General features: G+C 41.8%; 16 protein-coding genes. 6 read left to right on the top strand and 10 right to left on the bottom strand.

The genetic code is table 11. From position 1 onward, the window contains the following. Nucleotides 1-48: 48 nt before the first annotated feature. The 4 genes from yibB to rfaD all read right to left on the bottom strand — a co-directional run bounded on the left by yibB (nucleotide 49) and on the right by rfaD (nucleotide 3,959). Nucleotides 49-909 (bottom strand): protein YibB, encoded by an 861-nt coding sequence (yibB, locus tag J6836_RS17180; protein ID WP_219245121.1) that lies wholly within the window; start codon nucleotides 907-909, stop codon nucleotides 49-51. Between the two features lie 93 nt (nucleotides 910-1,002). Next, on the bottom strand, nucleotides 1,003-1,965 hold the full coding sequence (rfaC, locus tag J6836_RS17175) for a lipopolysaccharide heptosyltransferase RfaC (RefSeq protein ID WP_219245120.1): 963 nt from the start codon (nucleotides 1,963-1,965) through the stop codon (nucleotides 1,003-1,005). After that, entirely contained in the window at nucleotides 1,965-3,011 is a 1,047-nt protein-coding gene (gene rfaF, locus J6836_RS17170) for an ADP-heptose--LPS heptosyltransferase RfaF (protein ID WP_219245119.1), read from the bottom strand. Before rfaF ends, rfaC begins: the two co-directional genes overlap by 1 nt. A gap of 9 nt (nucleotides 3,012-3,020) precedes the next feature. Then, a complete protein-coding gene (gene rfaD, locus J6836_RS17165; protein WP_219245118.1) occupies nucleotides 3,021-3,959 on the bottom strand; it encodes an ADP-glyceromanno-heptose 6-epimerase in 939 nt (312 codons plus the stop codon). A gap of 228 nt (nucleotides 3,960-4,187) precedes the next feature. Here rfaD and J6836_RS17160 point away from each other — a divergent pair, with 228 nt between their 5' ends. Both J6836_RS17160 and tdh read left to right on the top strand, forming a co-directional pair. Beyond that, nucleotides 4,188-5,384 carry a glycine C-acetyltransferase gene (locus J6836_RS17160; RefSeq protein ID WP_219245117.1) on the top strand — a complete coding sequence of 399 codons (1,197 nt, stop codon included), beginning with the start codon at nucleotides 4,188-4,190 and terminating at the stop codon, nucleotides 5,382-5,384. 10 nt (nucleotides 5,385-5,394) lie between these two features. After that, complete coding sequence (tdh, locus tag J6836_RS17155; protein WP_219245116.1) at nucleotides 5,395-6,420, top strand: L-threonine 3-dehydrogenase; 1,026 nt, start codon at nucleotides 5,395-5,397, stop codon at nucleotides 6,418-6,420. 66 nt (nucleotides 6,421-6,486) lie between these two features. Here the strand turns inward: tdh and J6836_RS17150 are convergent, their stop codons facing one another. Further along, complete coding sequence (locus J6836_RS17150) at nucleotides 6,487-7,536, bottom strand: divergent polysaccharide deacetylase family protein (protein ID WP_219245115.1); 1,050 nt, start codon at nucleotides 7,534-7,536, stop codon at nucleotides 6,487-6,489. A gap of 37 nt (nucleotides 7,537-7,573) precedes the next feature. Continuing rightward, nucleotides 7,574-8,866, bottom strand: a complete 1,293-nt coding sequence (gene envC, locus J6836_RS17145) for a murein hydrolase activator EnvC (protein WP_219245114.1) — start codon at nucleotides 8,864-8,866, stop codon at nucleotides 7,574-7,576. 435 nt (nucleotides 8,867-9,301) lie between these two features. On the opposite strand from envC, the gene J6836_RS17140 reads away from it, so the two are divergent. The 4 genes from J6836_RS17140 to cysE all read left to right on the top strand — a co-directional run bounded on the left by J6836_RS17140 (nucleotide 9,302) and on the right by cysE (nucleotide 12,489). Beyond that, the gene (locus tag J6836_RS17140) at nucleotides 9,302-9,739 is read left to right on the top strand and encodes a rhodanese-like domain-containing protein (RefSeq protein ID WP_219245113.1); all 438 of its coding nucleotides are present in this window, start codon (nucleotides 9,302-9,304) and stop codon (nucleotides 9,737-9,739) included. Nucleotides 9,740-10,100: 361 nt separating this feature from the next. Next, nucleotides 10,101-10,577, top strand: coding sequence for a protein-export chaperone SecB (gene secB / locus J6836_RS17135; RefSeq protein WP_042846715.1), 477 nt, complete (start codon nucleotides 10,101-10,103; stop codon nucleotides 10,575-10,577). Beyond that, nucleotides 10,577-11,605, top strand: coding sequence for an NAD(P)H-dependent glycerol-3-phosphate dehydrogenase (gpsA, locus tag J6836_RS17130; RefSeq protein ID WP_219245112.1), 1,029 nt, complete (start codon nucleotides 10,577-10,579; stop codon nucleotides 11,603-11,605). Before secB ends, gpsA begins: the two co-directional genes overlap by 1 nt. Nucleotides 11,606-11,667: 62 nt before the next feature. Continuing rightward, nucleotides 11,668-12,489, top strand: a complete 822-nt coding sequence (gene cysE, locus J6836_RS17125; protein WP_219245111.1) for a serine O-acetyltransferase — start codon at nucleotides 11,668-11,670, stop codon at nucleotides 12,487-12,489. 49 nt (nucleotides 12,490-12,538) lie between these two features. Here the strand turns inward: cysE and J6836_RS17120 are convergent, their stop codons facing one another. From J6836_RS17120 to J6836_RS17105, 4 genes are all read right to left on the bottom strand, one after another. Next, nucleotides 12,539-12,709: a hypothetical protein gene (locus J6836_RS17120; protein WP_442959459.1), complete on the bottom strand. Its 171-nt coding sequence runs from the start codon at nucleotides 12,707-12,709 to the stop codon at nucleotides 12,539-12,541. 110 nt (nucleotides 12,710-12,819) lie between these two features. Then, the gene (gene trmL, locus J6836_RS17115) at nucleotides 12,820-13,323 is read right to left on the bottom strand and encodes a tRNA (uridine(34)/cytosine(34)/5-carboxymethylaminomethyluridine(34)-2'-O)-methyltransferase TrmL (RefSeq protein ID WP_206085996.1); all 504 of its coding nucleotides are present in this window, start codon (nucleotides 13,321-13,323) and stop codon (nucleotides 12,820-12,822) included. 143 nt (nucleotides 13,324-13,466) lie between these two features. Continuing rightward, nucleotides 13,467-14,522, bottom strand: a complete 1,056-nt coding sequence (gene galE / locus J6836_RS17110) for a UDP-glucose 4-epimerase GalE (RefSeq protein WP_219245110.1) — start codon at nucleotides 14,520-14,522, stop codon at nucleotides 13,467-13,469. Continuing rightward, nucleotides 14,522-15,802 (bottom strand): oligosaccharide flippase family protein, encoded by a 1,281-nt coding sequence (locus tag J6836_RS17105; protein WP_219245109.1) that lies wholly within the window; start codon nucleotides 15,800-15,802, stop codon nucleotides 14,522-14,524. The genes galE and J6836_RS17105 overlap by 1 nt, the downstream gene beginning before the upstream one ends. Nucleotides 15,803-15,806: the final 4 nt, after the last annotated feature.

The following is a 15,806-nucleotide window of genomic DNA, read 5'->3' as shown; positions in this document are numbered from 1 at the left end:
CCTTGAAATCAGGGCGCTTCTCTCATTAAGTTGGCTAATATAATTTTGTTATTTAATTATTCTCAATAGAATGCCAAGGCGAGTTAAGTAATTAATTTTTGAACCTTTATTGAATAATTTAAACACTTTAAACCATTCCATATGACCGAGGTAATTTAATTTAACTAAGCTTGGCTTTTGACTAGCACAAATTAAAAATACACCTTGGTCATCGTCGATGAGGCCTGACTGTATTAGTTTTTTCTGTGTTTGAAAAACAAGATGGTAAAACTCAATCCATTTTTCTTTAGTTGCAACAATAACCCCACCAATAATATAAGTATCATTATTAATAGCTTTCTCCATGATCCCTTTTTTATCTTGTAGATTAAGGTTATCTTTAATAGAGAAAAAATTCACTTTATTCTGATCAAATGGATATTTCCACTCAGTGATACCATTGAGCGTTTTTGCTTTTCGAATATAACCGAAATCAATCCAAGCTATAAGCTCATCACTTGACAGGCCTAATTCTATATATTTATTGATAAAATAGGCTTTAAGATTTGTCACTAAAACATATTCAGCTGACCAGTATTCAGGATTTTGTAATTGTTCAGGTTTTATAAGACTTTTAAATGAGTCACTATGCTGAATAGAAGATATTTTATTTATAATAAACTTAAACTTCTGTTGCAGATCAATTGTAATTATATGAGTCGGCTTACCTTCTCTAAGTTTAAGTATCTTGTCTTTTAAATCTGGGGAGGTAAAAATGATAATTTTATTATCAAGCTTCGCTAATCGTTTAAAGTGATTAAAATAAGTATCAGCTGTTCTTTCTAACCTATCGGATCGACCACTTTTAGCATTCCAATTTCCCCTGCCGATATCAAAAAATGCCGTTATAATTGTGATAGAGTTGTTCATTATAATAAGTGTCTGGTTTTGAGTAGATGAGAAAAGTACCTACATAAATGATGCAGTAAAACATCAAAAAACTTGGCAGGTTAAGATACCTTTCTAGAGAAAATGTTTCAACTGTTCATAAATATTTATAGCACTAATATGCTTAATGATATTACTTTTAGATATTATTGCATATTGATTCTGCCCATAACCCCCAATCAACCCCGGATCAGTAGGGCCAAACAGCGTGAAGTTGGGTTTATCCAGTGCGGCAGTTAAATGACTGAGCCCAGTATCGACGGAGACAACGGCTTTAGCATTGGCAATCTGTTGTGCCACTTCAGCGAGTGTTAGCTTTGGTAATACCTCAACAAAATCAAAGCCTTTAGCTAATCGCTCTGCGCGTTGTTGCTCATGTGGTGCTCCCCACGGTAGCTTTATTTTTACACCACTGCCCGCCATTAACTCAATTAAATTTCGCCAGTTTTCTTCAGGCCAATGTTTGTCATCTCGAGTGGTGGAGTGCAGAAAAATTACGTAAGGGCTTTCGTTATTTACACCGGATTGCAAGAAATGCTGTGCAATGGCGTAATCACCTTGCTGTGTCGGGCAAGTATAACCAAGGCTTTTTGCAAATAATTGGCGGATGCGTTCGACAGCATGTTGTTGCTTGCTAATGGCATAGCGATGGTCATAGAAAAAACTGGCAAGCGGTTCGCGAATGCTATGGCGGTCATAACCGTGCTTATCGCCATGGGCTAAGCGCGTAACGAGAAATGCGCTTTTTAGTAGCCCTTGAGCATCAATAATTGCGTCATACTGTGTTGCTTGTAATTGCTGACGAAACTCAGTGCGTTCGGCTCTGATTGGCGCAGAAAACCAATTTTTCCGCCAACGGCGGATAGCAACAGGGATCACTTGGTTAACTGCACTGTGCCAAATTGGAATTTGTGCAAAACCCTCCTCAACCACCCAATCAAATTGAATATTGGGGATAGCTTGCTGTGCATCAGTTAATGCAGGTAAAGAATGTAAAACATCGCCCATTGAAGATGTTTTGACTAATAATACTCGCATTATTCAATACCTATATTTAAACGTGCTAATGCGTCTAAAACCATTTTTGGCTGAATATCGATCAGGCTTTGGTGATAACCGCTTTCGCCATCCCCCTTACGGACTTTATGATACCCCTCGATTAAGCGGATCACTTCAGCTTTATCAGACAATGGTGGTGTGAAGTCTGGGCTACTTGGGCCATAAAGTGCAACTAAAGGTTTATCTAATGCGGCGGCAACATGCATCAGCCCTGAATCGTTACTCACAACAGCATGGCAGGCATCAATCAGGTTAACGGCTTGTTCTAGCGACGTTTCCCCCGCAAAATTATGGCAGTAGGGTTTGGCCTCATCCGTTAAGCTTTGGCGAATATCTTCCCCTGCGGGATGGTCTTTTTGGGAACCAAATAGCAGAACTTGATAGCCTTTTAAGCTGATCAATTCTTGGGCGAGGGTTGCATAATGGTAGTGTGGCCAGCGTTTTGCTGGACCAAACTCGGCGCCTGGGCAAAAACCAATAATCGGGCGAGAGTCATCAATGGCAAAGGTTTGCAGCGTTTCACTGACTTCTTGTGGAACCGTGACGAGTTTGGGTTTTAATATTGGTGATGGAATATCAGCAGCAGATTGAATGGTCTGCTTATCATAAGCAAGGGCAACATAACGTTGTACCATCAATGGAAATGCTTCTTTATTCAACGGGCGAATATCATTGAGTAACCCATAACGCATTTCCCCGCGCCAGCCCGTTCTTTTGGCAATGTTAGCAAAGAATGGAACAAGTGCAGATTTTAACGAATTAGGCAAAACAATCGCTTGGTCATACCCATTTCCTCGCAAACTGATACCTAATCGACGACGTTCACCGATTTCAAGGGCTCCATGCCCTAAAGGCATCGGGATGGCTTGATTGACTTCAGGCATTTTAGCCAGCAAAGGGCGGCACCATTGAGGTGCCATCACATCAATTTGCGCATGAGGATGAAGTGCCTTTATTGTGCGATAAAGGCTCTGTGACATCATCATATCCCCTACCCATGAAGGGCCGATCACCAATATTTTCATAAATACGAATTACGCGTCTTTATTGAGTAACTGCATATATTCAGTGACGCCTTCTGCAACCGTTTTAAATGGTGCAGTATAACCAGCAGCACGTAACTTGGTGAGGTCCGCTTGCGTGAAGCTTTGGTAGCGGCCTTTTAATTTTTCTGGGAATTCAATATATTCGACAGCCACATTCTTGTCTTTGTGGAATTCAGTCACTGCATCGGCAACGGCTTGGAAAGACTCTGCGCGCCCTGTTCCACAGTTAAAAATACCCGAAACGTTATTTTCCCAGAACCATAAATTTACAGCGGCAACATCGCCAACATAGATAAAGTCACGGCGGAATGTTTCGCTACCTTCAAATAATTTCGGGTTTTGCCCTTCATTAATTTGTTTATTTAAATGGTAGGCCACGCTCGCCATGCCACCTTTATGCTCTTCATTTGGGCCATAAACGTTGAAATAACGGAAGCCACAGATTTGTGATTCCGCTTCTGGCAGAATTTCGCGGACATACTGGTCAAATTGGAATTTAGAGTAACCATAAACATTTAATGGTTTTTCGAACTCGCGTTCTTCAACAAAGTTATCGCTACGGCCGCCATAAGTGGCTGCGGAAGAGGCGTATAAGAAGGGAATTTCACGCTCTAAGCAGTAATGTAATAGCTCTTTTGAGTACTGATAGTTGTTATCCATCATATACTTGCCATCCCACTCAGTGGTGGATGAGCATGCACCTTCATGGAATACGGCATCAACATCGCCAAAATCATCACCTGAAAGGATGCTAACAAGAAAATCTTCTTTGTCTGCGTAATCCGCAATATCAAGGTCAACCAGGTTGGCAAACTTAGTACCATCTTTCAGATTGTCCACAACGAGGATATCTGTGCGGCCCATTGCGTTTAGGGCTTTAATGATGTTGCTGCCGATAAAACCAGCTCCGCCAGTGACTATGATCATGGGATATACCTCAAATGGGTTAATAAAAAAGAGAAATCATTGGTGCCTATAATAACATCTCTTTGGCGAGACGGTAGCATTGATAGTAGAGAATTGAACTAGAGAGGGTGAGAAGCATAAGACAATTATCGTGATCTTGCCCGCAAACTTAAATTTTTTGTGCTGAGAATGTCGTTACTTTTAGAGGCTATAATTAAACTCTGAATGATTGCCAGATAGGAGTAATGTATGTCGAATAGATTCTACCAACAAATCCGTGAGCAACTGGTCCAAATTGAAGCTGACGGGTTATTTAAGCACGAACGCATTATCACCACTTCCCAAGATGCAGACATCGAGATCACCGGTGGCAAGCGTGTCATCAACTTTTGTGCCAATAACTACCTTGGTTTAGCTAATCACCCTGCGTTAATTGAAGCGGCAAAACAGGGTATGGACAGCCATGGTTTTGGGATGGCCTCCGTGCGGTTTATTTGTGGAACCCAAGATAACCATAAAGTGTTGGAAAACAAGTTAGCCACATTTTTAGGTATGGAAGATGCCATCCTGTATTCATCCTGTTTCGATGCTAATGGCGGCCTATTTGAAACCTTGTTAGGGCCAGAAGATGCAATTATTTCTGATGCATTAAATCACGCTTCAATCATTGATGGTGTTCGGTTAAGTAAAGCTAAACGCTACCGTTACAGTAATAACAATATGATGGAGTTAAAAGCGCGCCTAGAAGAAGCAAAATCAGCAGGGGCTCGTCATATTTTAATTGCTACTGATGGCGTTTTTTCAATGGATGGTGTGATTGCTGATTTACAATCTATCTGTGACCTTGCAGATGAATACCAAGCCTTGGTGATGGTGGATGATTCCCACGCAGTGGGTTTTGTCGGCGAAAATGGTCGTGGTAGCCATGAATACTGCAATGTCATGGGGCGCGTCGACATTATCACGGGGACATTAGGTAAAGCGCTTGGTGGGGCTTCCGGCGGTTATACCGCAGCGAAAAAAGAAGTTGTTGAGTGGTTACGTCAGCGTTCGCGCCCGTATTTATTCTCTAACTCTCTTGCTCCTGCCATTGTCGCGGCGTCTATCAAAGTGATTGATATGATGAGTGAAGGCCAAGCGTTACGTGAAAAACTATGGCGTAATGCGGTGTTATTTAGGGAGAAAATGACTGCGGTGGGTTTCACCCTAGCAGGCGCTGACCATGCCATCATCCCTGTGATGTTAGGGGATGCAAAACTTGCTCAAGTTTTCGCGAAAGAGCTGCTTGATGAAGGTATTTATGTCACCGGCTTTTTCTACCCTGTTGTTCCCCAAGGGCAGGCGCGTATTCGTACGCAAATGTCTGCTGCACATAGCGAGGAGGATATCTTACACGCTGTTGACGCATTCACCCGCATTGGTAAAAAACTAAATATAATCAAATAAAAGGCCTTTTATGAAAGCACTGTCCAAACTGAAAGCTGAACCAGGTATATGGATGACGGACGTTCCGAAACCGGAACTCGGGCACAATGATGTGATGATCAAAATTCGTAAAACCGCTATCTGCGGTACAGATGTACATATCTATAACTGGGATGAATGGTCACAAAAAACCATTCCTGTCCCGATGGTTGTCGGTCATGAGTATATAGGGGAAATTGTTGCGATTGGACAGGAAGTTAAAGGCTTTAAAATTGGCGACCGAGTATCAGGAGAAGGGCATATTACATGTGGTCACTGCCGTAATTGCCGTGGTGGTCGTACCCACCTTTGCCGCAACACAATTGGCGTAGGGGTAAATCGAGAAGGGTGTTTCGCCGAATATTTGGTGATCCCAGCCTTCAACGCTTTTAAAATTCCCGACAATATTCCCGATGAAATTGCCGCTATTTTTGACCCATTTGGTAATGCGGTACACACGGCTCTTTCTTTTGATTTAGTGGGTGAAGATGTGTTGGTTTCAGGGGCGGGGCCGATTGGTATTATGGCTGCTGCGGTGTGTCGCCACGTTGGTGCTCGTCATGTTGTTATTACTGATGTGAATGATTACCGCCTCGATTTAGCGAAAAAAATGGGTGTTTCGCGAGCCGTGAATGTGAGCCGAGAAAACCTAAAAGATGTGATGAACGAGCTGGGCATGAAAGAAGGCTTTGATGTGGCGTTAGAAGTATCAGGGGCGCCTGCGGCTTTTCAAACCATGTTAGACACCATGAATCACGGTGGGCGTATTGCACTATTAGGGATCCCGCCAGCTTCAATGGCAACTGATTGGAGCCAAGTGATATTCAAGGGGCTGTTTATTAAAGGTATTTATGGCCGTGAGATGTTTGAAACTTGGTATAAAATGGCAACATTAATTCAATCAGGGTTAGATTTATCGCCAATTATTACCCATCAATTTTCTATTGATGATTACCAAAAAGGCTTTGATGTGATGTGTTCAGGCCAAGCAGGGAAAGTGATTTTAAACTGGGATTAATCAGTTAAAGATCCCCTTCTGAGGTCACTATCTTCAGAAGGGGAGCATGTATGTGGAAGCCACGCTTTAAGATTCTGTTTTAAAAAGCATTCGCTTTTTCGTTGGTGCTTCTTGTGAAAGTAATGGCTGCAATGTTTTGTCTTGGTAAATATTTTCGACAATCGACATGATCAAATCGATACCTTGTAATTTCGTTTCAGGTATTTCGACCTCACAGACACCGAGTTCTTCAGCAACAGGCTCACTTTCATTTTTATTTTCAATCACTCCCGTTGACTCTGGTGTTTTTGGCAGCTCATTAACAGGCTGTTCCACTTTAGGTTGTGTCGGTTTTTTCTGAGCTTCTTCAGAGAGCATTCTGAGCGACTTCGCCGGTTGTTTAGCCGCTTCTTGCGGGTTCACTAATGTGCTCACGGCAACCAGTTCGATATCGGCTGGTAATTGTGGCAAATATTTTTGCAGTGCACGTACAGTAGAAGGATGGGGGTGACCTATCGCGACAGCGCTGCCGTGTTTGCGTGCGTAAGCAACGGCTTTGTTTAGTTGGGTACGCGTTTCTTCTTCTGATTGGTGGTTATCAATAAAAATATTACGGCGCAGCGTTGGGACACCGAATTCTTTTGCGGCATTTCCCGCCTGAGTATTGCCGATGGTCACACTGTCGAGAAAAAATAAGTTTGATTGAGATAGGCTTTGCATCACATTGCGCATGCCCGACAAGCTAGAGGTCATTTCGCTACCCATATGATTATTCATGCCTTTTGCATGTGGCACACGGGCAATGGCATTTTTAATAATGCGGTCAATCTCTGCGGCACTCATTGATGGTGCCAATGTGTCTTTTTCTAAAGGCTGTTTACTCAATGGCTTCATGGGCATGTGGATCAGAATATCTCGCCCTTGCTGATAGGCTTTCTCAGCCACTTCGCGACCATGAGGCGAACTGGGTAAAATCGCAATCGTGACCGCAGGGGATAGCGCCAAAATTTGGTTATCTTCTTTGGCTCGATAGCCAAAATCATCAATAACTATCGCGAGTTTTGCTGCGCTCACCTGTAGGCTCATCAGTAACAGTGGTAAACTAATGAATAATCTTAAGGGTAAGCGCTTCAACATAATTTCATCCTAATCGTTTGATTTTAAGTTTACTGGGTTATCTTCCTAACCATGGGCGAGGGTTAACGGTTTTACCTTGCCTGCGAATTTCAAAGTACAAGGATGGACGTTCTTGACCACCACTGCTACCCACTAACGCAATTGGCTGGCCAGCACGAACTTCTTGGCCCACATTGACTAAGGCACTTTGGTTATAGCCATATAGGCTCATGTCGCCTTTACCGTGTTCAACAACCACAACCAGCCCATAACCTTGCAGCCAGTCTGCCAGTAAAACGCGTCCATCTGCAATGGCTTTGACTTGAGTGCCTTCATTAGCTGCAATGACCATCCCTTTCCAACGTAATTCGCTGGAAATGACATCACCATAATTGTGGAGCAGGGAGCCACGAACTGGCCATATAGCTTGTCCTGCTGGACGCCCTAAACCACCCGTACGGGACATCAGCGACCGCTCACTTTCAGATGGTTTGTAAGTCGCCCCTTTCTGTTTTGCTTGGCGTTCTTTTTCAGCCACTTGAGCTCGAATACGCGCTGCTTCTTTCGCTTCTCGTTCTGCTCTTGCTTTAGCCTCGCGTTCCGCACGGGCAATTTTGTCTCGCAATCTCGCTTCGTTTTGTTTTAAGACAGCAAGGTTTTTTTGATCCTCTTTTAAGGTGCTTTCGAGTGCGCTAAGTGTTTTTTGCCGTGATGCTTGAACGTTGTCTAATTTACGTTTTTCTTGTTGCTGGCGAGTGAGCGTACTTTTTTGTTCTGCTTGTTTTTTCTGCTCTAATTGCCTTTGCTGTTGTAGCTCTTTGGTGGTTTCTTCGAGTGCAATAATGGTTTTTTCACGGGCCTGATTTAAATAACTATAGTAGGCCAAAATTCGCTCTTCCCGCTGGCCTTCTTCCCCTTTAAACATCAGGGTGAGACCTTGGTGTTTACCTAAACGAAAGGCAGCATCAAGCTGGTCTGCGAGCATTTTTTCTTGTTGCAGTTTTTTAGTTTGTAGCTGTTTGATATTGCTATTTAAGGAGACGATTTCTTTATCGAGCTGTTTTAATTGGTTTTGTGTCTCATGCAAACTACGTCCTGCAGCCGAAATACTTTGCTCTTGTTGCTTAAGCTGCTCAAGTAAGTTTGAACGTTTAGCTTGCTGTTCTTTAACACTTTTTTCTTTTTCAGCAATACTTTTGAGTAAATCGTGTAATTGCCCTTTATTTTCAGTGATCTGGTTTGCGAATGCGGTGTGCGTAGGGGCGAGCGCAAAGAGCCCTAAGCCAAGTAGAGCGGATGTAATAGCCTGACGAAGAAATGACGCTTTCATTCGATATTGTGTATTGGCCATTGTGATAGATCACCTCAATTAAATGCAATAACTGATTATTTCATCTGCAAGTGATGGTTTCCAGCACTCTCTAATAAATAGTATTGAAAACATTTACAAATTCGGATTTTTGCCCTGAAACAAAGGCTAATTAAGTCAAATAATATAGTTTTATTATCACTGATTTATTTTGTATAGCTAGTTTTGAACCGTTTTTTATTATTGAGCGCCTATTTAATCTACAGGTTAGCCCCGTTTAGGCATGTTTATGGTAAAATATTTGCGTACCGCTTCGAGAAAGAAATTCTATTTTTCAGTAAAATGGTATTAATTTTGCGTACATTACCGCAAAAAAAACACAGTAGTTTGCGTGAATTGGCTGTAATTAGCTCAACACACAGGTATACTCTGAACCCTTTGATATTCGATTTTAACTAACGGGAGTGATTGCCCCCCATGATCCAAGAAATCATGCAATTTGTAAGCCGGAACATGTTATTGAGTCTGGTTTGGATAGCGCTACTAGTTGCTGTGGTCGTCATGACCTTTAAAGGCCTCTTTTCTAAAACGAAAGTGATTGCTCGTTCACAAGCGATTACACTGATTAATAAAGAAGAGGCGGTTATTGTGGATTTGCGTTCTCGTGACGATTTCCGTAAAGGCCATATTATTGATTCTATTAACTTAACACCGTCTGAGATTAAAGATAATAATTTAGGTGAGTTAGAAAAACACAAACAGAAACCTGTGATTATCGTTTCTGCAAGTGGTATGGAATCAAACAAACCTGCAGAGCAATTAGTGCAACAAGGTTTTGAAAAAGTCTTTGTCCTGAAAGAAGGGATTGCTGGTTGGGCAGGTGAAAACCTTCCACTGGCTCGTGGTAAGAAGTAGTTACCGTTATCTCAAGTTGCCTATATTAGTGCAACTTGAGTAGCATAATACAACGAACTCCCTTGTAGCTCAGAATAACAGGGTTTCCCTTAAATTATTTGAGTTACAGGTAGGCAGCAAGTGAAGGTATCCAAGGAGCATACATCAGTATGTGACTTGGGTAACGCAATGCAGCGAACCCCCTTGTAGCTCAGAATAACAGGGTTTCCCTTAAATTATTTGAGTTACAGGTAGGCAGCAAGTGAAGGTATCCAAGGAGCATACATCAGTATGTGACTTGGGTAACGCAATGCAGCGAACACCCCTGTAGCTCAAAGAATAACAGGGAAAACTCATATGGAAGTTAAAAGGTACTAAACTTATGTCAGAACAAAACAACTCAGAAATGGTTTTTCAAATTCAACGCATCTACGCAAAAGACGTTTCTTTTGAAGCACCTAACGCACCACATATCTTTCAACAAGAGTGGCAGCCAGAGATCAAATTAGACTTAGATACATCTTCAAACCAGCTGTCAGAAGGCGTTTATGAGGTTGTTTTACGTGTGACGACTACGGCAACTTTAGGTGAAGAAACGGCATTCCTGTGTGAAGTTCAGCAAGCAGGTGTTTTCTCTATCGAAGGTATCGATGGCACACAAATGGCGCATTGCTTAGGTGCATATTGCCCGAATATCCTGTTCCCATATGCGCGTGAAGCGATTACTAGCTTAGTGGGTCGTGGTACATTCCCACAATTGAATTTAGCGCCAGTTAACTTTGATGCTCTGTTCATGAACTACTTACAGCAGCAACAAGGCGAACAAGCGCAGAACTCAGAAGCTCAACAGGACGCTTAATGAATACTGCTTCAATGTCAGTGATCGGTGCCGGCTCATACGGCACCGCTTTAGCCATTACGCTTGCCCGTAATGCACACCAAGTTGTGTTATGGGGTCATGATCCCAAACACATTCATCAATTAGAGCAAGACCGTAGTAATCAGGCATTTTTGCCTGGCGTTTCTTTCCCTGATAGTTTATCTCTCGAAACGGACTTAAAATGCGCCGTTGAGGCGAGTCCCAATATCTTGATAGTTGTACCGAGCCATGTTTTTGGTGATGTACTCAAACAAATCCAACCTTACTTGCGTGCTGATTCGCGTATTATTTGGGCGACCAAAGGCTTAGAAAGGGATACGGGGCGTTTGTTGCAAGAAGTGGCACGTGAAGTATTAGGCAACGAAATTCCGCTGGCAGTGTTATCAGGGCCGACCTTTGCGAAAGAACTCGCTGCGGGCTTACCAACTGCGATTTCTGTCGCGGCAAGTGATAGCCAGTTTGGTGATGACTTACAAAAGCTGTTTCATTGCGGCAAAAGTTTCCGAGTTTACAAAAACCCCGATATGGTTGGCGTACAACTTGGTGGCGCAGTGAAAAACGTGATTGCGATTGGTGCGGGGATCTCTGATGGCATGGGCTTTGGGGCCAACGCACGTACTGCGTTGATTACCCGTGGTTTAGCTGAAATGAGCCGCCTTGGTGCTGCATTGGGTGCAGACCCATCAACCTTTATGGGGATGGCCGGGTTAGGCGACTTAGTGTTAACCTGTACCGACAATCAATCCCGTAACCGTCGCTTTGGTATGATGCTAGGCGATGGTGTAACGGTTGAAGAAGCAGAAAAAGAGATTGGCCAAGTGGTTGAAGGGTATCGAAATACCAAAGAAGTCCGCGCACTTGCGGAACGCGCTGGTGTTGAAATGCCAATCACGGAGCAAATTTATCAAATCCTCTATTGCCACAAAAATGTGTTAGAGGCGGCGCAAGCGCTATTAGGCCGTGCAACGAAAGATGAAATTGCGGATATGCCAAAACTGCATGATTAATAAAAATTAACCTAATTAAGTTACACCATAGGGTAAATATAAAAATAGATAGGTGAGTCATTATGTCGCGTGAAGAATTGGATAGAATTTGGGGCTTCATTAAAGAAGAAGCGAAGTCGCTTGCTGACTGCGAACCACTCCTAGCCAGTTTTTTTAACGCGACGTTACTCAAGCATGACAACTTGGGCAGTGCGCTCAGTTATATGCTGGCGAACAAGCTCAGCTCGCCTATCATGCCCGCGCTTGAAGTTCGCGAAATCGTTGAAGAAGCATATCGCAATGACGAGCAAATGATCTTCTCTGCCGCAATGGATTTATCTGCTGTTCGCCTACGTGACCCTGCCGTCGATAAATACTCCACGCCGTTACTTTACCTGAAGGGCTTCCATGCACTACAAGCTTATCGTATTGGCAATTGGCTGTGGAAAGAAGGCCGCCAAGCACTCGCGGTTTACCTGCAAAACCAAATCTCTGTATCTTTTGGTGTGGATATTCACCCAGCTGCTCGCATTGGTTGTGGCATCATGCTCGACCATGCGACGGGTATTGTGATTGGTGAAACAGCTATCGTGGAAAACGATGTGTCGATTTTACAGTCTGTTACCCTCGGCGGGACAGGTAAAACTTGCGGCGATCGTCATCCCAAAGTCAGGGAAGGGGTAATGATTGGGGCAGGGGCAAAAATTTTAGGCAATATTGAAATTGGTCGCGGTGCCAAAATTGGTGCAGGTTCGGTTGTTCTTCACCCGGTACCTCCTCATACCACAGTGGCGGGGGTTCCTGCACGTATTGTTGGCAAACCAACCAGCGATAAGCCATCCTTAGAAATGGATCAAAACTTTAATGGCAGTATTTGGGGTTTTGAAAATGGGGATGGGATTTGAGTTGAGTTGTGGAAAGGCGTAAAAGGTAGCGAGTTGCTGACTATCGTTGTTATTCTTCAATAGGTCGCTTTTTAAGCATATTTCCCATTTTAAACTGAGTAATCGATTTATTTAAATGTTCTGCATTAGCGGGTGAACGTAATAAATAAGTGGTTTCATCGATGCTATCCAGTGGGGTATTAGTGGGTTGCTCAGTTTGTTTAGTAACGGTCTCTTTCATTAATATATCTCTCTTATGCTCAGAGCTATCCTCTCAATAATTCGAGCGATATGTAGCTTGGGTGTCGGAGTGAAGCCTCACTCATACCGCTTGAGGTATATCGAGTAATTCTAGTCTTTTAGTAGAGCCCCCGGATACCCCAATTGCCTCCATGCCTCAAACACGACAACAGCAACTGAGTTCGATAAATTCATACTGCGGCTATCGGCCAACATTGGAATGCGAATTTTTTGCTCCATTGGCATATTATCGAGCACATAAGGTGGCAACCCGCGCGTTTCAGGGCCAAACATCAAATAGTCATTTTCTTGGTAGCTGACATTACTGTGGCTTGGCTTACCTTTGGTCGTTAAAGCAAAGACTCTTGCACCACTTTCAGACTGATTATTATCTGGGTTCAGCCCTTCACTTTTTAAAAAAGCATAATAATCATGGTGATGTTTAATATCGGCAAACTCGCTGTAATCCAACCCAGCACGGCGTAAGCGTTTATCATCCCACGTAAACCCAAGCGGGTGGATAAGGTGCAAACTAAAGCCCGTATTGGCACAAAGGCGAATAATATTACCGGTGTTTGGTGGTATTTCTGGTTCGAATAAAACAATGTGTGGCATAGCGTTTGATTGATTTTATGATGATAAAAATGATGGGAAGAGTGTACGCGCAAATCGCATTATTTTCATGCGGAACTTTTATTTGCGAGCCAAAAACAAAAAACGCGCCATAGGAGGCGCGTTTACAATATAGCGAATCAGGATTAGCTTTTATAACCGTTCGGGTTCATGGACTGCCAACGCCAAACGTCATCAGCCATATCTTGAATGGAATATTGTGCGGTCCAACCTAAATCACGTTGTGCTTTCGCTGGCGTTGACCAATATTCCGCGATATCACCAGCGCGGCGCTCAGAAATAGTATAAGGGATGGGTTTACCAACTGCTTTTTCAAAAGCAGCGACAACTTCCAATACACTTGTTCCTGTGCCTGTCCCTAAGTTATAGATATGCAGGCCTGCTTGTTGGCTAACTTTATTTAAAGCAGCAATATGGCCATCTGCTAAATCCATCACATGGATATAATCACGTACACCTGTACCATCTTTAGTTGGGTAATCTCCACCAAATATAGCGAGCTCTTTACGGCGACCTACTGCGACTTGGGCAATAAATGGAGTGAGGTTGTTTGGAATACCGTTCGGGTCTTCCCCCATTAGGCCTGAATTATGAGCACCAACCGGATTAAAATAGCGCAGTAATGAAATGGACCACGTATTATCAGCAATATTCAAATCAGTCAGAATACGCTCAACCATATACTTGCTGGTACCGTATGGGCTATTGGTATTACCCACAGAAGCGTCTTCCGTTAATGGAATATGCTCAGGTTCACCGTATACCGTTGCAGAAGAGCTAAAAATCAGGCTTTTTACACCTGCTTTTTTCATGCTTTCCACTAACACTAATGTGCCATTGACGTTAACATCATAGTATTCAATCGGTTTTTCAACCGACTCACCCACGGCTTTAAGACCTGCAAAGTGGATCACTGAATGAATTTGGTGATGAGCAAGAATGGTGTCTAAAATTTGGCTATCACGCACATCACCTTGGTAAAATACAGGCTTTATCCCCGTAATCGTTTCAATACGGTTAAGCACTTCAAGGTTAGCATTATGCAGGTTATCTAAAATAATCGGCTGCATTCCTTGCTGGATCATTTGCACACAGGTATGGCTACCAATGTAGCCAAGACCGCCGGTGACTAGAACCTCTGTTTTATTAAGTATAGTATTTATAGTATAAGTAGGTTTCATTATTTATGGCGAATGTAAGAGGTGAGTTCAAGGAATCTTTTAGGGAGCTTTAAAGTTTCTTTGTGTAAATTAAATATAAGACCTTTTTTGAAAAAGTAATTCATTATAGTCAATGATAGTATTTCAATTACTAAGACACTGTAGGCTGCGCCTTTGAGTCCAAAAATTCTGATCATGGTATATGAGATAGGGATACTAAGTAAAACCATAATAAACATTTTTTTAGATAAAAAAGAATATCCTGAATGGCGAACAATAAACCGTGCTGACACAGTCCCTAAATTTGCAAATATAGTTGAACAACATAAGATTACTAAGAGTTCACTAGCCATTGCATATGAAGGACCAAATAATAAATTAATAAAATAACTACCGAAAAAATAAATAAAAGCGAGTACAGTGATTGATATAATTATAACTATAACATTTAAGTTAGCGGCAACTTTCGCTGCTTTAGACTCTTTTTTCTCTCCAAATATGGATGGAAGCGTTGAATTTATTATTGCAGTAAGTATGAAGACCCATGCTGTGGATAACGTTACAGCAACAGAATAAATACCTAGATTATAATCTCCTTCTAAATATGAAATCATAAATTGGTTTATTCGAGTATAAATTGCAATAGATAATGTTGAGAAAACAATGCTAATTCCGGATAATAAGATGTATTTGTTATATCGTGATTTATTTTTCCTTGTAATTTTACTTATTTTTGGAAATAAGTAAAAGCGGATAGATAAAGGTATGAAAGTAACAACTATGATTGGGATTGTTAAGTAAATAGGGTCAAGTTTGTTATATGCGATTGTGTATTGGAGGACAAGGCCTATACTTAAGCCAATTATATTTGCGATGGTATTTATTTTTGATTTTAATATTGCATTGTTATAAATTGAATAAATGTCAATGGATGAAAAGTAGCAGGCAATACAAATAGCGATGGAAAATATAAACGTTATATTATTTTTATATGAGTAAAAATAATATAACGTAGGGATGGATAATGAAAAATAAATTATAGTCCTTATTAAAAAAGTTGACTTGATTAATTTTAATCCAGATTCTTTTTTCTTAGATACTCGTTTGAATATTATATTATCGTTACCTAATTGAGCTATTATTTGTATAATCTGAAATGTTGCCGTTGCTAGAGCTATTATACCAAAGACTGAAGGGCCAACATATTTTGCAACATAGGAAGTTACAAAAAACAACCCAATAATAGCAATGAATTTTTCGGAGACCATCCATGCTGCATTTTTTAAAATTCTAGTATTCAATAGA

It is taken from the genome of Providencia sp. R33 (assembly GCF_019343475.1).
Taxonomy (GTDB): Bacteria; Pseudomonadota; Gammaproteobacteria; order Enterobacterales; family Enterobacteriaceae; genus Providencia.
This window is presented reverse-complemented; position numbering and strand designations above follow the sequence as displayed.